Source organism: Enhygromyxa salina (assembly GCF_002994635.1).
Classification (GTDB): Bacteria; Myxococcota_A; Polyangia; order Nannocystales; family Nannocystaceae; genus Plesiocystis; species Plesiocystis salina_B.
This window is the reverse complement of the sequence record NZ_PVNL01000139.1, coordinates 145,597-161,170: the sequence shown is the minus strand read 5'-3', so window position 1 is coordinate 161,170 and position 15,574 is coordinate 145,597. Positions and strand designations below refer to the sequence as shown.

The window sequence follows — 15,574 nt, the reverse complement described above, 5'->3', positions numbered from 1 at the left end:
CGGAAAATGTGCTCAGAGCCCCCTCCCAGGGGGCCACACATGCGCCTGCGAGCAAACGGTCCCGAGGAGCGAAGCGACCAGACGCGCCAGCGGCTGCAGTCGGCGAAGGGCAAGCTCTCTGTGGGGGTCATTTACAGCGGGTCAGGGCAGCTCGAACAGCAAAGACATGTCCACGCTTGGGGCGGAGTGGGTGATCGCGCCGACGCTGACCAGGTCGAGGCCGATCGTGGCCAGGGTCGGCAGCCGCGCGAGGGTGATCCCGCCGCTGACCTCGAGCAGCACGCGATCATTTTGTTGGCGGGCGATTTCGACGGCCTCGCGCAGGGTCTGGTCGTCCATGTTGTCGAGCAACAAGACGTCGGCGCCTGCGCTGATCGCCTGGCGGACCTCGGCCAGGGTCTCGACCTCACACTCGACGCGGACGGCGTGTGAGGCGTGCTCGCGGGCGGCCCGAACCGCGGCGTCGACCGAGCCGGCGCAGCGGATGTGGTTTTCTTTGATCAACAGCCCGGCGCCAAGGTCGTTGCGGTGGTTGTGGCCGCCGCCCATGCGCACGGCGTAGCGGTCGAGCGCGCGCAGGCCCGGCATGGTCTTGCGGGTGTCGACGACCCGCAGGGTGGGCCCGGCGGCCTCGACGTAGGCGTGGGTGAGGGTCGCGACCGCGCAGGCGCGGCCGAGCAAGTTCAGGGCGGTGCGCTCGCCAGCCAGCAGCGAGCGGGCGAGCCCGGCGAGGCGGACCAGCTCGGTGCCCGGCTTCACGCGATCGCCCTCGCCGACACACAGCTCGACCGTGACCGCGGGGTCGACCTGCTCGAAGGTCCGCACGACCACGGGCCCGGCGCAGAAGCTGAGCGCTTGCTTGGCGATGATCCGGCCATTGGCCGGCGCCAGCGCCGGGACCGTCAGCCGCGAGGTCATGTCGCCCGACGCGAGATCTTCGTGGAGCGCGGCCGCGATGATCCGATCGATGTCGCCGAGCTCGGCGAGCTCACCCCGACCGCTCACGCCTGTCCCCCGACAGTCTTGGGCGCCGAAGGCTTGCTGGCGGCGCCACCTGGCGGCACCGCTTGCGTGGGGTCCACCCCTTGCGGATGCCACTGCTCCCAGGCCATGCCGCGCCGCTGCGCCCAGGCCTTGAGCCGCGGGTCGGGGTTGGTGATCTTGGGGTGCCCGACCCGGTCGAGCATCGGCCGGTCGGAGTAGCTGTCGGTGTAGAAGTACGAGCGATCCAGATCGATGCCGTGCTGCTCGGCGAACGTGAGACCGGCCCGGAGCTTGCCCGGCCCAAAGCAGCTGGGCGGGTAGTAGTTGCCCGTCAGCTTGCCTTCCTCCATTTCGAGCTGGGTGCACACGAGGTGTGGGATGCCCAGGATCTCTTGCAGCGGCTCGACCGAGAAGAAGGTACCCGAGGTCAGCAGCACCAACACGTGGCCCTGGGCCCGGTGCCACTCGACGCGCTCGCGCCCCTCCACGCAGATCCACGGCTCGACGTCGCTGTGAAACCAGGCTTCGATCTCGGCGCGGAGCTCTGCGACGGACTGCCCGGCGTAGTCGGCGAGCACCTTCTTGGTGACGTCTTCGTAGTCGAGCACGCTCAGCCGGTACTTGGCCAGCCACCAGACCGAGCGCAGCGTCGCGGCGACCGAGATCTTGCCATTGCGCCACAAGTACTCGACCCACTTGCGCGCCGAGTTGCAGGCAAGCAGCGTGTGATCGACGTCGAAGAAGGCCGCGACCTGACTGGGAGTGGGGTCCGCGTCCATGTTCGAGTTCACGACAGCGCTCACCGTGGCGCGAAGGTACTCGCGAGCAGCACATCCATCAACAGGTTGGAGGCCACGTGGAACAGCGCCGGGGCCCACAGACTGTCGCTTCGCCGCCACAGCCACGCGAACACCAGCGAGGGAAAGAAGGTCGCGAGGCGGGCGGTGCTCGGCGAGGCGACCAGGTGGCCAAGAGCAAACAGCACGCTCGAAATGATCGCGGCCCAGCCAAACGGGACCCCGAACAGCTTGCGCGTGGGCGGCCAGCGTTGCTCCAGCGCGCTCATCAGGTAGCCGCGATGAAACACTTCTTCGGGCAGCGCGATCGCGAACAGCCCCACCGCCACGGCCTGCACGAACCCCAGCCCGTAGTACTCGACCCACGCGATCGGCACGTAGAAGCCCCGCGGCCAGAACCCGCCGGGGTGGGCGCGGCACTGTCGGCCCAAGAACCGCGCGAGGCTGCCGTCGGCGGGGGTCAGGCGCTCGACCGCGAGCACGGGTGAGAGCAGCGAGAGATCGCCCTGGCAGACCTGCCAATAAAAGCCCCAGGTCAGCAGCGCGAACAGGGGAAAGATCGCCAGCGCAGCGTACAGGGCCCAGCGCCAGCCGCTGCGCCGCCACGGCGGGATCGGGACGTCCGGGCCGACCTGCCAGCGCTTGGCCAGCTCGGGCTGGTTGCGCAGCATGAAGCCGGGCAGAAAGTAGAACCCCGCGATCAGCACGACGCCGAGCGACTCGGCGATCAGCGGCGGCGCCGGGATCTGTCGGACCAGCGCGTAGCCGCCGTAGAGCCCGACGGTCGCGAGCAGCGCCTTGCGGGCGAGTGTCCGCGCCTGCTCGGGAGACACCTCGACTGGCTGGGCCGGCTCGCTCACCTGTGTGCGGTCTACGTGAAGCGGCCGCCCAGGGAAAGGGTCGCCGCGCTCACGATTGATCTCATGGACAGTCGAGCGGCGCCCGCCCTCAGAGCACGTGCGCGAGCCGGGCGACTCGCCGCCGCAAGCTCTCGAGGTTCTCGTTGAGCAGGTCGATCTGATCCAGCACGTCGACGTCCGTGGCCAACGCGTGGACGTCGGCGCGCACCAGGTGGTCGGCCTCGAGCATCTCGAGGGTGGAGATCAGGTAGCGCTCGATTCGCTCCATCGACAGCGCCGTCTCGCGCAGGTCGTCGTCGATGAACATCATCAGGTTCTCGACGTGGCGGATCTTGGCCAGCTCGGGGTTGGGCGCGTAGGGCTGGCTAGCCCGATCCATCAGACGATCGCGCGAACGCGCGCGCCGACCGCTACCGCGTCGGTTCGCCTCGGTGTCCTCGGTGTGCGGAGCGTGGGCGGCGGAACTGGTGACGTGGACCATGCCCAGACCCGTTGCATGGGTCGCCCGGCCTCAGCAAATTTTCGACGGTTCAGCGCGGTGGCGCTGGCGTGGGTCCGCGCCCCCAACCGTTCGGGTGGCCGCGCTCGCGCACGGTGTTTGCAGGCGCTGACCGGTGCGTCGTGGGGCGTGGGGGCGGCGACCCGCGGACGCATCCAACGACGCCGCCAGACCGACGTGGCGCTCGCCGACTTGCGATTTTCGAGATTGTGGGGATGCTTGCCCTGGGCGTCGCGTCGGCGCTCGTTCACCGATGGCGGCGATCCCAGAGCAGATCATCGAGCGGATCCGCGAGCAGACTGACATCGCGGATGTCGTCGGCGGACACGTCGGGCTCAAGCGCTCCGGCAAGCAATTCAAGGGCCTGTGCCCGTTTCACGACGAGAAGAGCCCAAGCTTCTACGTCGACCCGGTCCGGCGCAGCTTCAAGTGCTTTGGCTGCGGCGCGTGGGGGGACGTGTTCGACTTCATCCAGAAGGTCGAGGGCATCGGGTTCTTGGCGGCGGTTCGAACCCTGGGCGCGCGGGTCGGCGTGGCGATGCCGGATCAGAGCACGGGCGACGTGCGGCGGGCCGAGCAGCGCGAGCGCGAGCGCGAGGACGCCTATCAGGTCAATGCCTGCGCCGCCGAGCTGTTCCGCCGGGTCCTGACCGACGAGCCGGTCGGCGAGGCCGGGCGCGCGTACCAGCAGCAGCGCGGGATCGATGCCCAGACCAGCGAGAGCTTCCGCGTCGGCTACGCCCCGGCGCCCGAGGAGGGCGGCTGGGACACGCTGGCGCGAGAGCTGCAATCCAAGCAACTGTCGCTCGATGTCGCCGAGCAGCTCGGCCTGGTCGCGCGCAGCCAGCGGAGCGGCAGCTACTACGATCGATTTCGGGGTCGCCTGATGTTCCCGATCCTCGCGCCAGGCGGAAGGGTGCTCGGGTTCTCGGGTCGGGTCCTGCCCGCGTTCGCCGAGACCGACGACGGACAAAAGGCACCCAAGTACATCAACTCGCCAGAGTCGCTGCTCTACAAAAAGTCGAAAACGTTGTTCGGTCTGCACGCCGCCGGATCGAACATGCGTGAGCGCGAGCGCGGGATCCTCGTGGAGGGCCAGATCGACGTGGTCGCCATGCACCAGCGCGGCTACATCGAGACCGTCGCGGCGTTGGGCACCGCCCTGACCAAGCAGCAATGCGAGCTGCTGGCCCGGTTCACCGACACGATCGTGCTGTGCTTCGACGGTGACCGGGCCGGGGCCAAGGCCGCCTACGCTGCGCTCCCGCTGTTGCTCGAGATCGGCATGGATGTCCGTATTGCGGCGCTCGAACCGGGGGAGGACCCCGACAGCACCTCGGCCGAGTTGCTCGACAACCTGCTCGCTCGTCCCCGCCCGGCCATCTTGTGGTTCGTCGACCGCATGATCGCCAAGGGGGCGCTGCGATCAGTCGAGGCCAAAGAAAAAGCGCTCGATGCGCTGTTGCCGCTATTACGACATGTGCGCCGGCAATCGGCCCGAGAGACCTACGCCGACCTCGCGGCGGACATGCTCAACGTACCTGTCGCGAAGATCAGGGGGTCGATCGAGAATGGCCAGAGGTCGCATTTTTTGGCGGATATGCAACACTCCGCGGCCATGCGCCCGGTCAAGCCTTTGCCGAGCGGACAGGCGAGCGTCACCGCGTTGTTGGTCGATCGCCCGGAGCTCGCGCGCGTGGCCGAGCGCGAGGGAGTCTTGAATCACGTCACCGATGACCGCCTCGGTCCGATCGTTCGCCGGACCATCGAGGCCGCCAAGAACGGCGAGCCTCGCCCGAGCGCAGGCGAGCTGCTCGAGCTCGTCGATCCCAGCCAGCGCCACGCGCTGCACCTGTTGTTCACCCCGGATCGCCGCAGCCCGAGCTTCTCCGACGAAGAAGATCCCAAGGCCGCGCTGCAGGCCGCGCTCGCCCTGTGTGAGCGCGAAGTGTTGTTCGCCACCCGCCACCGGCTCGAGCAACAAATTTCCCAGACCATGGCCCGCGGCGATCAAGACCGCGCCCGCGAGCTACTCGCCGAACTTTACGAGATCAAGGGCAAGCTCGAGCCCCCGTCTCGTTCCCGCCCCAACTGACTTGAGCCCGCAAGAGGTCCAGCATCGCATGTCCGGCAAGAACCGCCCCGTAGACGTCGAGAAGATCAAGAAGGCCGTTGTCGCCTTTGGCAAGAAGAAGGGTCATGTCACCGTCGATGAGCTGCGAGAGCTGCTCCCCCCGGATGTCGTGAACCACGAGAATCTTGGCGAGTGGCGCAAGCAGCTCGAGGCCGCCGGCGTCAACATCGTCGACGCCGAGCCGGCGACCAAGAAGACCAAGGCCCGGGCGCGTCGCCGCGACAAAGAAGAGTCCGAGACCGCGCGCACCAACGACCCGGTTCGCATGTACCTGCGCAAGATGGGCTCGGTCTCGCTGCTGACCCGCGAGGGTGAGGTCGAGATCGCCAAGCGGATCGAGCAGGGCGAGATGCAGGTCCTCTCGATCGTGCTGCGCAGCCCGGTCGCGGTGCCCTACGTGCAAGAGATGTTCGACCAGATCAAGCGCGGGCAGCTGCGGATCAAAGACGTCGTGCAGATCGCCACCCCCAACGACGGGCCCAACCAAAAAGAGGACACGCCGATCAACCAGGAGGCTGCGTTCGAGAACATGACCAAGCAGCTCGAGAAGATCCGGCGCCACCAAAAGGACGTCGAGAAGCTGCGCACGGCCGCCGCCGAGGCGGTGGAGAAGCCAGCCAAGGAGCGGGGTAAGACCGTCGAGCAGCAGATCGACGACCACCACGCCGGGATCGCCGACGACATCCGCGAGATGTTCCTGGCCCGCCGACCGATCGACGGCATGGTCGAGGAGCTCAACTCGATCGTCGACCGCCTGCAGAAGTCCACGGCCGATCTCGCGATGTGTGAGAAGCGGGCCGGCATGGAGCTGACCGAGCTCCGCGGTCTGTTTGGCAGCGCGCGCCTGAGCGAAGAAGAAGAGTTCAAGCTGTGCCGTCGGCTCGGCCTGCACCCGTCCGAGCTCCACGAGATCGAGGCGCGGATGAAGATCGCCGACAAGCGGATCAAGCAGGTCGTCGAGGAGACCGGCATCACCTCGTCCGAGCTGTTCGAGCTGCACACCGAGCTGACCACCGCGCGCCGCCAGGCCGACAAGGCCAAGGCGGAGCTGGTCGAGGCCAACCTCCGACTCGTTGTCTCGATCGCCAAGAAGTACACCAACCGCGGCTTGCAGTTCCTGGACCTGATCCAGGAGGGCAACATCGGCCTCATGAAGGCCGTCGACAAGTTCGAGTACAAGCGCGGCTACAAATTCTCGACCTACGCGACCTGGTGGATCCGGCAGGCGATCACCCGGGCGATCGCCGATCAGGCCCGGACGATCCGGATCCCCGTCCACATGATCGAGACCATCAACAAGCTGATCCGGACCAGCCGCAGCCTGGTCCAGGAGCTCGGCCGCGAGCCGACCCCGGAAGAGATCGCCGAGAAGATGGAGCTGCCGCTCGACAAGGTCCGCAAGGTCTTGAAGATCGCCAAGGAGCCGATCTCGCTCGAGACCCCGATCGGCGAGGAAGAAGACTCGCACCTCGGTGACTTCATCGAGGACAAGAACGCCGTCAGTCCGTCCGAGGTGGTGATCAACATCAACCTCGCCGACCAGACCCGCCGCGTGCTCGCGACCTTGACCCCGCGCGAGGAGAAGGTCCTGCGCATGCGGTTTGGGATCGGCGAGACCTCCGACCACACCCTCGAGGAGGTCGGACAGGACTTCTCGGTCACCCGCGAGCGAATTCGCCAGATCGAGGCCAAGGCGCTGCGCAAGCTCCGGCATCCCAGCCGCAGCAAGCGCCTCAAGGCGTTCGTCGAGAGCACCTGAGCTGTTTGGCGTGATCGGGAGTGATCGGAGTGATCGTGAGTGATCGTGAGTGATCGGGAGTGATCGGGAGTGATCGGGAGTGATCGGATCAGGGTCGTCGGGGTACCAGGGGAAGGAACCTCCCTTCGGTAAGACCCATGCGACGCCATAATTTGAACTCCCTCTTCCTTTCACTGCCCATTTTCGCGCTTCTGGCCCTGCCGGGGTGTGGTGACGACGGCTTCTCGGACGACGGCGCTGCGTCGGGTCTGGGCGATGGTGAGACCAGCGGCCAGACCGGTGGCGAGGGCAACGAGGGTGACGGCGACGGCGACGGCGACTCCGGCAGCGACAGCGGTGATGGCGATCCCGGCGGCGATGGTGACGGGGACAACGGCGACGGCGACGGCGACGCTGACACCGGCGACGGCGACGGCGACGGCGACGGCGACGAGAGCGAGAGTGAGAGCGAGAGCGAGACCGGCGATCCGCTGTGCAACGACGTCGACGACGTGATCTTGTACCTGTCGCCGGACGACTCGAACTCGATGAGCTCGCCCGTGCAGGTGCGCGAGCGCGTGCTGACGGACGGCTCGGGCTCGCTGTCCGGCGTGCCCGTGCGCGTGTGGGAGTTCATGAACTACTACGGGTTCGACTACCCGGCGGCCGAGGACGGCGAGCTCGCGCTGTTCGCCAACATGCAGCCGCTCGAGGGGGAGCCCTCGACCTGGCAGCTGCAGCTCGCGGTCACCAGCGAGGTCATGACCCCGGCCGAGCGCCCGCCGATGAACCTGGTGTTGGCGCTCGACACCTCCGGCTCGATGAACGGCGAGCCCATGAACCTGCTCAAGGAGACCTGCCGGGCGATCGCGGCCAACCTCGCCTTTGGTGACACCGTCTCGATCGTCGAGTGGGACACCGAGAACGTCTGGACCCTGGCCGGCTACCCGGTGACCGGGCCCAACGACGCGGTCCTGTCCGAGAAGATCGAGGAGCTCGCCGCGGGCGGCGGCACGGATCTAAACGGCGGCTTGGTCTCGGGCTACGAGCTCGCCCAGCAGACCTACGACATCAACATGCTCAACCGGATCGTGTTGATCTCCGACGGTGGCGCCAACGCGGGCGTGACCGACATCGACCTGATCGCCGAGAACGCCGCGTTTGGCGGGTCCGACGGGATCTACATGGTCGGCGTCGGCGTCGCCAAGGACTCGAACTACAACGACAAGCTCATGAACGACGTGACCGACGCAGGCAAGGGCGCCTCGGTCTTCGTCCCCAACGACGCCGAGGCGTGGTCGGTGTTCGGCGACAACTTCGAGAACACCATGGCGATCGCCGGCCGCAACGTCCAGGTCGAGCTGACCATGCCGCCCGGCTTCGAGATCGTGAAGTTCTCCGGTGAGGAGTTCTCGAGCGATCCCAAGGAGGTCGAGCCCCAGCACCTCGCCCCCAACGACGCGATGGTGTTCCATCAGCAGATCGAGACCTGCGCCCCCGAGCTCGTCGACGACGAAGCCGAGATCACCGTGGTCGCCACCTGGGAAGACCCCTGGACCTTCGAGTCCAAGCAGATCATGCAGTCGTGGACCTTTGGTGACCTGGCCGGCATGGATCAGGGCCTGCTGCTCAAGGGCGCCGCCGTCCTGGCCTACGCAGAGTCGCTCAAGGCCTACCAAAAGGCCCAGAACGACGCCCAAAAGACCGCGGCGCTGTCCGCCGCCTTTGCAGCGATCAGCCCGGCCCAGGCAGCGCGTCCCAACGACGACGACTTGCTCGAGATCGCGATGATCCTGGCCCAGCTCAACCCCTAGAGCTCAGCAACGGTGGCTGCACCGAGCACACAACTCCCGTTCGGCGGGGGTTGTGTGTTTTCGTTTGTTTGAGACCCCCTCACCAGGCGTCGATCGAGCCGAGGTTGGTCACCTCGGTGAACCCGCTCGCGAGCAGCGCCGCCTTGGCGACCTCCGCCCGGCCGCCGCGGCGACAGAACACCACGATCGGCTTGCTCTTGTCCCCGCCCTGGGCATCTAGCACCTCGGCGATGCGCGCAGGCAGCTCGGTGTGGGGGATCAGCAGCGAGCCGTCGAGGTGGCGCTCGGCGTACTCCGCCTCGGTGCGCACGTCGAGCAGCAGCGCGCCGTCCTCGACGAGCTTGTGGGCGAGCTTGGAGTCTCCATCGGGCAGGGGCATGGGCGGGACGATAACCCAAGATGATCCAAACGTGCCGCTGGGGATACATCCAAACCGTACCCCGAACGCGACCTTGCCATGAAACGTATCGAGCTTCCCTGTGCCCTCGCTCTCGTGACCCTGACCGTCAGCCTCGCCGGCTGCGGTGACGACGGCTCCTCGTTCGGCGACGAGGGCTACTACACGTCGGGCGATGGGGGCGAGAGCGGCGGCGGGCAGGACGGCGGCGCCGAGGGAGGCGACGAACCCGTGATCCCCGACGAGGAGGGTCCCACAGAGGAGACCGAGACCGAGACCGACACTGGCGAGCCGCTGTGCAACGACGTCGACGACGTGATCTTGTACCTCTCGCCCGACGACTCGAACTCGATGAGCTCCCCGGTGCAGGTGCGCGAGCGAGTCCTGGTCGATGGGCTCGGGCTCGGGCCCGTGGCGATCCGGCCGTGGGAGTTCATGAACTACTACTCGTTCGACTATGCCCCCGCCGACGACGGCAGCCTGGCGCTGAGCGCTGAGCTGCGCATGCTCGAAGGGTTCCCGGAGGACGCGCCGCACTACCAACTGCAGCTCGGGGTCACCAGCGAGGAGATGACCGACGCCGAGCGGCCGCCGATGAACATCACGCTGGTGCTCGACACCTCGGGGTCGATGTCGGGCGAGCCGATCGAGCTGCTCGAGCACAGCTGCCGGGCGATCGCGGCCAGCCTGCGCGAGGGCGACAAGGTCTCGATGGTCGAGTGGGACACCCAAAACTCGTGGACGCTGGCCGGCTACGCGGTCACCGGGCCCAATGATCCGCAGCTGCTCGACAAGATCGAGGCGCTCACCGCTGGCGGTGGGACCGATCTCCACGGCGGGCTGACCTCGGGCTACGAGCTGGCCCAGCAGACCTGGGACATCAACGCGCTCAATCGCCTGGTGTTGATCTCGGACGGTGGCGCCAACGCGGGCGTGACGGACATCGAGCTGATCGCCGAGAGCGCCAACTACGGGGGCTCGGACGGGATCTACCTGGTCGGCGCGGGGGTCGATCTGGTCGGCACCTACAACGACGATCTGATGGACGTGGTCACCGACGCGGGCAAGGGCGCCTCGGTGTTCATCACCAACGAGGCTGAGGCCTGGGACACCTTCAACACCAACTTCATCAGCACGATGGGGCTGGCGGCGCGCAACGTTCAGGTCGAGCTGAGCTTGCCGCCTGGGTTCGAGATCGTGAAATTCTCTGGGGAGGAGCTGTCGTCGGATCCCAAGGAGGTCGAGCCGCAGCACCTCGCGCCGAATGACTCGATGGTGTTCTTGCAGGAGCTGGTGACCTGCGCGCCGGAGCTGATCGACGAGGCCGCACAGATCACGGTGACCGCCACCTGGGAGGACGTGAGCAGCTTCGAGAGCATGGAGGTGTCGCAGAGCTACAGCTTCGCGCAGCTGCTCGACAGCGACGCGAGTCGGATGGCGAAGGGCGCGGCGATCATCGCGTATGTGGACGCATTGATTGCGATCAAGTCGGGCACACTCACGGAAGCAGGCGTCGCGATTGACGCGGCGTATGCAGCGATCGCGGCGGCGCAGGCGGTATTGCCGGGAGACGCGGATCTCGACGAGATCAAGCAGATCCTGGACGCGCTGTAGCGGCGAGGGGCTCGCCAAGCGGCGAGTCTGCGTGTCACAGGGTTTGCGAGCGCAAATTAGTAGAGGCGATCGGTGCTCTAGGGTGTGCTATTCGGCTGACGTGCAAGCTTCAGCGTCAGCTTCATGGATCGTCGTCTTCGCCTTGCTCGGAACCGCGTGCGCCGAGCCGCCCGACAACGGCGACACGGCGGGCAGCCTGGACACCGCGGCGCCCGAGACCGAGTCGGAGTCGGGAACCCAGACCGAGACGGGGACCGAGACCGAGACCGAGACCGAGACCGAGACGGGCGACGGTGATGGGGACGGCGATGGAGATGGCGATGGAGATGGCGATGGAGACGGCGAAGCCCAGTGCTGGGACGCGCCCGACAAGTGCTTGAAGTACCTGACATGCTTCGGAGCGATCGACCCCGAGCAGCTCGAGTCCGCCGAAGCCATGTACGGCGAAGGGGGATCATGCTGGTGCGACAGCACCGAAGAAGAAGCGCAGGCCTGCTACTCGGCGTGTGTGCACGGCCTGACTGACGCCGTGAAAGACCACCCGACCGCGAACGAGTGTCAGGACAGCTACTGCACCATCGACGAGCTCGACCCGACGCTACCTTACGGGCCGGTCGTCGACGGGCAGTGTCCCGCGCACGGTAACTCGCCGCAGCTGGCGTTGATCGAGCCGTTTGGGCTGGCGGGCAGCGTGTGCGCGCCGAAGTGCTCGGGCCTGGCCAACTACTGCCCGGAGCACCCGCAGACCTCGGCGGCCGGGACCTGCTACCTCACCGTGGGGGACACCAACTACTGCGTGAACCGCTGTTGGGTGGACTCGACGTTGATCGGCGGGACCCAATGCCAATGTGGGGCCCGCTGCCAGCCGCACGGGTCGCCCGACGGCGAGGGCAACATGCGGGGGATCTGCACCTTCGAGTAGAAGCTCGCGATTGCGCGGAAGCCCCGCACGGAGCACACTCACTCCAATGGATACAGATTTCGATCCGAGCGTCGCGCCCCCGTGGCTGGTCCGCGTTCGTGAGACAGTCTACCTGGCCGCAAGGCGGTGGTGGCTCGTCGTCCCCGGCGTCATCCTGCTCGGACGGGCCTGCGGATTGATGTGGGGCGGGGCTTGCCTGCTCGGGCTGTTCGCGTTGGCCGCGATCCTCGTGAGCCCCTTCGCGTTGGGCGTGCTCATCGCGTTCGTGAGCCGGGCCAGGCAAGCCTAGAGATTTTGAGCAGCCGCTCAGTCGATCGGGTTGGCGGCCAGCCAGCGCTCGACCTGCTCGCGCTCGCCGCGAAAGTCTTCGCCGGCCTCGAGGTAGTCGGCCCGGGCCTCGGTTGCGAGCGCGTGGGCCTCGAGCGTGGCCTGCTTGCGATCGCCGTCGGCAGCCGCGAGCTGCACGGCCCGCGCGAGCGCAAACAACGACTCGGCGATCACGTCGGGCGAGCGCTCTTGTTGCTTGCTGGGATCCGCGGCCGAACGCAGCAGCGCGAGCGCGGCCTCACTCTCGCCAAGCTCGGTCAGCACCCGACCCAGGGCCGTGATCGTCAGCAGCACCGAGGGGTGATCCTCGTCCATGTGCTTGCGCTTGATCTCGAGTGAGCGCTCGAGGTCTCGGCGGGCGTCGAGGTAGTTGCCCAGCCAGCGCTGGGCCTCGGCCAGGTTGTGAAGGTTGACGGCGACCGAGGGGTGCTCGCCGTCGGAGTTGGCCTCGCGGATCTTCACGGCCTTGCGGTAGTGCTCGACGGCCTCTTCGAAGTACGGCCGGGCCCGCGCGGGGTCGTCCCAATTGATGTGGCGGCCCTGCTCGAGCAGGCTGTTGCCGAGGTTGTTCTGCGAGGCCGCGGTGTAGGGGTGATCCGAGCCGAGCTGGGCCTCGAAGATCGCCAACGCCTGGCGGGCCATCTGCTCGCTGAGCTCGTGCTCGCCCTGGGCCAGCAGCGCGTTGGAGATGTTGGTCAGCGAGATCGCAACCTCCGGGTGATCGGCGCCGAGCTGCGCCTCTCGGATCGCGAGCGCGCGGCGGTGGTACTCGCCCGCGCGCTCGTTCTCGCCGCGGGCCAGGGCCAGCGAGGCGTAGTGCAAGAAGAAGTCGGCCTCGAGCAGCGGGGCGTCGCCGAGCCGGGCCAGGGCCGCGCGGGCGTCGTCGGCGAGCGCCTCGCCGCCCTCGAGGTCGTGCTCGAGGAACGAGACCCGCATCAGCTGGGTCAGCGCCTCGACCCGGGTCGCGTCGTCGCCCGCGACGTCGGCCCGGCGCAGGGCCTCGCGCAGGCTCTGCTTGGCCTCGGGGGTCTTGCGCCGCTTGGACTGCAGGTCGCCGAGCAACAACAGCGCCCGCGCTTCGCCGTGCGGGGTGCCGATCGTCTGCGCGAGCGCGAGCGCCTGCTGGGCGATGTCGAGGCCCTCGTTGTACTTGCCGAGCGCCTTGCGGCCGTTGGCGCTGGCGAGCAGGCGCTCGAGCTCGTCGAGCCGCACGTCGTCGACGTCGGAGATCAGCGAGCGCTCGTCGGCGCAGCTCTGGATCTGCGCGAGGCTGCTGGCCGCGACCACGGCTCGGCTGAGCACGTCGGCGTCGACGTCGACGAGCAGCTTGGTCAGCTGCTCGAGCTCGGTGAGGCGCTGCCCCAGGCACACCATCTTGCGTCCGAACAGCTCGGGGCTCTCTTCTTGGCGCACGACCGAGGCCTCGCAGACCTCGCGGTGCATGATCACCCACTCGTCGGCGTAGGCGTCGAGGTGGCGCGAGGTCCCGAGCCAGGCGTTGTCGGCGTAGGGCGCGTTGGTGGCTGAGAACGAGGCGTGGACACGCTCGCGGATCTCGTCGTCCCACACGCCCACCAGCTCGCGCTCGCCTCCTTCGCAGGGGCTCGGGGCTGGATCTCGGGTCAGCGCCCAGCCGGTCCCGCCGATCGCCAGGGTCGTGAGCAGCCCGCCCGCGACCACCCACCACCGACGCTTGCGCGGGTCGCCCGAGAGCGCGATCAGCAGCGAGTTCATGTCGGGCCAGCGCTGGTCGGGATCGACGGCCATGCCCCGCTCGATCGCCCTGCGCAGCCACTGGGGGACCGGGTGTTGGCTGTGCTCGGGCTCCTCGATCCGGCCGTCGAGCACCTTGATCGCGAGCTGGCGCAGGCCGTTGGCCCGAAACGGCCGCTGACCGTGGAGCTTCTCCCACAGCGCCACGCAGAACGCGAACTGATCGCTGCGGGCGTCGGCTCGGTTGCCGACGTGCTGCTCGGGCGACATGTAAGCCGGCGTCCCCAGGATCGCGCCGGTCCGGGTCAGGGGTTGGCGCAAGGTCGAGTCGTGCGACTCGAGCAGCTCTTGGCTCTGATCGAGGGTCGACTCGCCGCCGAGCTCTTGTTCTTCGAGCCCCCGCGCGAGGCCAAAGTCGAGCACGCGGACCCGGCCGTCGTCACCGACCAGGGCGTTGTCGGGCTTGAAGTCGCGGTGCACCAGGCCAGCGGCGTGGGCAGCCGCGAGCCCGCGACCGGCCTCGCTGAACTTCTCGACGATCAGCTGCACGACCCCCGGCTGGTCCTCGGGCTCCCAGTCGCGCAGGGTGACGCCCTCGATGAACTCCATGGCCACGAACACCTGGCTGCGGAACGTGCCGATCTCGTAGACGTGGACGACGTTGGGGTGCGAGAGCTTGGCGAGCGCCTGCGCCTCGCGCTTGAGCCGGGTGAGGTGGGCGCCCTCTTCGTCGACGCCGCGCAGCAGCTTGATCGCGATCTTGCGGTCGAGCTCGGTGTCGTAGGCCGCATACACGACACCCATGCCGCCCGCGCCGAGCCGCTTGAGCACCGTGAACTTGCCGATCTTGACCGGCTCGGCGGCGGTGCCAAACAGGCGGGACGCGACGGCGTTGCGCAGGTGCTCGGCGTCGAGCGCCGCGACCCGGACCGGGGCCGCGCGCCCGGCTTCAGCGAGCGCATGATCCCCGTCGCTGTCGCTCTGCGTGCGCTCGAGCGACGGGCGTAGCTCATGGCTGGACTCGCCGTCGTTGGTCACCTGGGACAAGTGTAGATCCCCTGTGCGAGGGCTTGGGGTGATCAGAGGGCGGTGATCGTCACGGTCGCGGCGCCTGGATCCATGGACGAGTCGACGATCACGTAGACGACCTCGTCGGTGAGCATGGGGTAGACGATGTCTTGACCCTCGGGCTGGCAGTCGAGCTCTTCGAGCGGCAGGCAGGTCGGGCCCGCGAGGTAGATGACGCCCTCGAACTCGGCGTTGCTGAGCGAGAACGAGAAGCTCGCGTCGGATGGGGCCGTGAAGCTGAACAGCGCGTCGGGTCCAGGCGCGCCACACGAGGCCTCGAACGAGGACATCACGTTGGCGAGGGCGACGTCGTTGTCGCCCTCGACGAGGGGCTCGGCTTGGAGCTCGGCGCAGGGGATGTCGCCGTCGCCGTCGCCGTCGCCGTCGCCGTCGCCGTCGCCGTCGCCGTCGCCGGTCTCGTCGTCGCCGTCGCCGTCGCCGGTGGCATCACCGTCGCCGTCGCCGGGATCACCGTCTCCGTCGCCACCAGGGTCGCCGTCGCCGTCGCCGTCGCCGTCGCCCGTATTCCCCTCGCCTGTGCCGCCGTCGCCGCCGGACTCGCCTTCGTCGACGAAGTCGATCTCTTCGGGCTCAATCTTGTCGAAGAGGCACCCTGGCAGCGCCAGCGCGCCGCCGAGGATCAAGCCCGAGAGTCCAAATTTTGCTGAGTTGGTCATGTCATGTCCCTGCAAGATCAAAGTAGTAAA

Annotated in this window: 13 protein-coding genes; 6 read left to right on the top strand and 7 right to left on the bottom strand. The window is 67.7% G+C overall.

Going from position 1 to position 15,574, the window contains the following annotated elements; genetic code table 11:
- Positions 1-141: 141 nt before the first annotated feature.
- From nadC to ENSA7_RS38785, 4 genes are all read right to left on the bottom strand, one after another.
- Positions 142-1,005 (bottom strand): carboxylating nicotinate-nucleotide diphosphorylase, encoded by an 864-nt coding sequence (nadC, locus tag ENSA7_RS38800; RefSeq protein ID WP_244924056.1) that lies wholly within the window; start codon positions 1,003-1,005, stop codon positions 142-144.
- Complete coding sequence (locus ENSA7_RS38795) at positions 1,002-1,787, bottom strand: HAD family hydrolase (protein WP_106094474.1); 786 nt, start codon at positions 1,785-1,787, stop codon at positions 1,002-1,004. Before ENSA7_RS38795 ends, nadC begins: the two co-directional genes overlap by 4 nt.
- Positions 1,784-2,641: a myxosortase MrtZ gene (gene mrtZ, locus ENSA7_RS38790; protein WP_106094473.1), complete on the bottom strand. Its 858-nt coding sequence runs from the start codon at positions 2,639-2,641 to the stop codon at positions 1,784-1,786. The genes ENSA7_RS38795 and mrtZ overlap by 4 nt, the downstream gene beginning before the upstream one ends.
- A gap of 88 nt (positions 2,642-2,729) precedes the next feature.
- Positions 2,730-3,020 (bottom strand): hypothetical protein, encoded by a 291-nt coding sequence (locus ENSA7_RS38785; RefSeq protein WP_146158646.1) that lies wholly within the window; start codon positions 3,018-3,020, stop codon positions 2,730-2,732.
- Between the two features lie 373 nt (positions 3,021-3,393).
- Here ENSA7_RS38785 and dnaG point away from each other — a divergent pair, with 373 nt between their 5' ends.
- The 3 genes from dnaG (at position 3,394) to ENSA7_RS38765 (ending at position 8,826) form a co-directional block, all read left to right on the top strand.
- The gene (gene dnaG / locus ENSA7_RS38780) at positions 3,394-5,235 is read left to right on the top strand and encodes a DNA primase (RefSeq protein WP_106094471.1); all 1,842 of its coding nucleotides are present in this window, start codon (positions 3,394-3,396) and stop codon (positions 5,233-5,235) included.
- Positions 5,236-5,263: 28 nt separating this feature from the next.
- Positions 5,264-7,033: an RNA polymerase sigma factor RpoD gene (gene rpoD / locus ENSA7_RS38775; protein ID WP_106094516.1), complete on the top strand. Its 1,770-nt coding sequence runs from the start codon at positions 5,264-5,266 to the stop codon at positions 7,031-7,033.
- A 152-nt stretch (positions 7,034-7,185) separates the two neighbouring features.
- On the top strand, positions 7,186-8,826 hold the full coding sequence (locus ENSA7_RS38765; protein WP_181234537.1) for a vWA domain-containing protein: 1,641 nt from the start codon (positions 7,186-7,188) through the stop codon (positions 8,824-8,826).
- 79 nt (positions 8,827-8,905) lie between these two features.
- On the opposite strand, the gene ENSA7_RS38760 is transcribed toward ENSA7_RS38765, so the two are convergent.
- The gene (locus ENSA7_RS38760) at positions 8,906-9,205 is read right to left on the bottom strand and encodes a rhodanese-like domain-containing protein (RefSeq protein WP_106094469.1); all 300 of its coding nucleotides are present in this window, start codon (positions 9,203-9,205) and stop codon (positions 8,906-8,908) included.
- Positions 9,206-9,319: 114 nt separating this feature from the next.
- Between ENSA7_RS38760 and ENSA7_RS38755 the strand changes: the two genes are divergently transcribed.
- The 3 genes from ENSA7_RS38755 to ENSA7_RS38740 all read left to right on the top strand — a co-directional run bounded on the left by ENSA7_RS38755 (position 9,320) and on the right by ENSA7_RS38740 (position 12,048).
- The gene (locus tag ENSA7_RS38755) at positions 9,320-10,837 is read left to right on the top strand and encodes a vWA domain-containing protein (protein ID WP_181234536.1); all 1,518 of its coding nucleotides are present in this window, start codon (positions 9,320-9,322) and stop codon (positions 10,835-10,837) included.
- 100 nt (positions 10,838-10,937) lie between these two features.
- Positions 10,938-11,759: a hypothetical protein gene (locus ENSA7_RS38745; RefSeq protein WP_181234535.1), complete on the top strand. Its 822-nt coding sequence runs from the start codon at positions 10,938-10,940 to the stop codon at positions 11,757-11,759.
- A gap of 46 nt (positions 11,760-11,805) precedes the next feature.
- Positions 11,806-12,048 (top strand): hypothetical protein, encoded by a 243-nt coding sequence (locus tag ENSA7_RS38740; RefSeq protein WP_106094465.1) that lies wholly within the window; start codon positions 11,806-11,808, stop codon positions 12,046-12,048.
- 17 nt (positions 12,049-12,065) lie between these two features.
- Here ENSA7_RS38740 and ENSA7_RS38735 read toward each other — a convergent pair whose 3' ends face one another.
- Both ENSA7_RS38735 and ENSA7_RS44685 read right to left on the bottom strand, forming a co-directional pair.
- Positions 12,066-14,837 (bottom strand): serine/threonine-protein kinase, encoded by a 2,772-nt coding sequence (locus ENSA7_RS38735; RefSeq protein ID WP_106094464.1) that lies wholly within the window; start codon positions 14,835-14,837, stop codon positions 12,066-12,068.
- A gap of 41 nt (positions 14,838-14,878) precedes the next feature.
- On the bottom strand, positions 14,879-15,544 hold the full coding sequence (locus ENSA7_RS44685) for a hypothetical protein (RefSeq protein ID WP_181234534.1): 666 nt from the start codon (positions 15,542-15,544) through the stop codon (positions 14,879-14,881).
- Positions 15,545-15,574 lie beyond the last annotated feature (30 nt).

Coding starts and splice junctions, on each gene's coding strand:
- ENSA7_RS38740 (WP_106094465.1), top strand. CDS start 11,806: ATGGATACAGATTTCGATCCGAGCGTCGCGCCCCCGTGGCTGGTCCGC.
- ENSA7_RS44685 (WP_181234534.1), bottom strand. CDS start 15,544: ATGACCAACTCAGCAAAATTTGGACTCTCGGGCTTGATCCTCGGCGGC.
- ENSA7_RS38760 (WP_106094469.1), bottom strand. CDS start 9,205: ATGCCCCTGCCCGATGGAGACTCCAAGCTCGCCCACAAGCTCGTCGAG.
- ENSA7_RS38785 (WP_146158646.1), bottom strand. CDS start 3,020: ATGGATCGGGCTAGCCAGCCCTACGCGCCCAACCCCGAGCTGGCCAAG.
- rpoD (WP_106094516.1), top strand. CDS start 5,264: ATGTCCGGCAAGAACCGCCCCGTAGACGTCGAGAAGATCAAGAAGGCC.
- dnaG (WP_106094471.1), top strand. CDS start 3,394: ATGGCGGCGATCCCAGAGCAGATCATCGAGCGGATCCGCGAGCAGACT.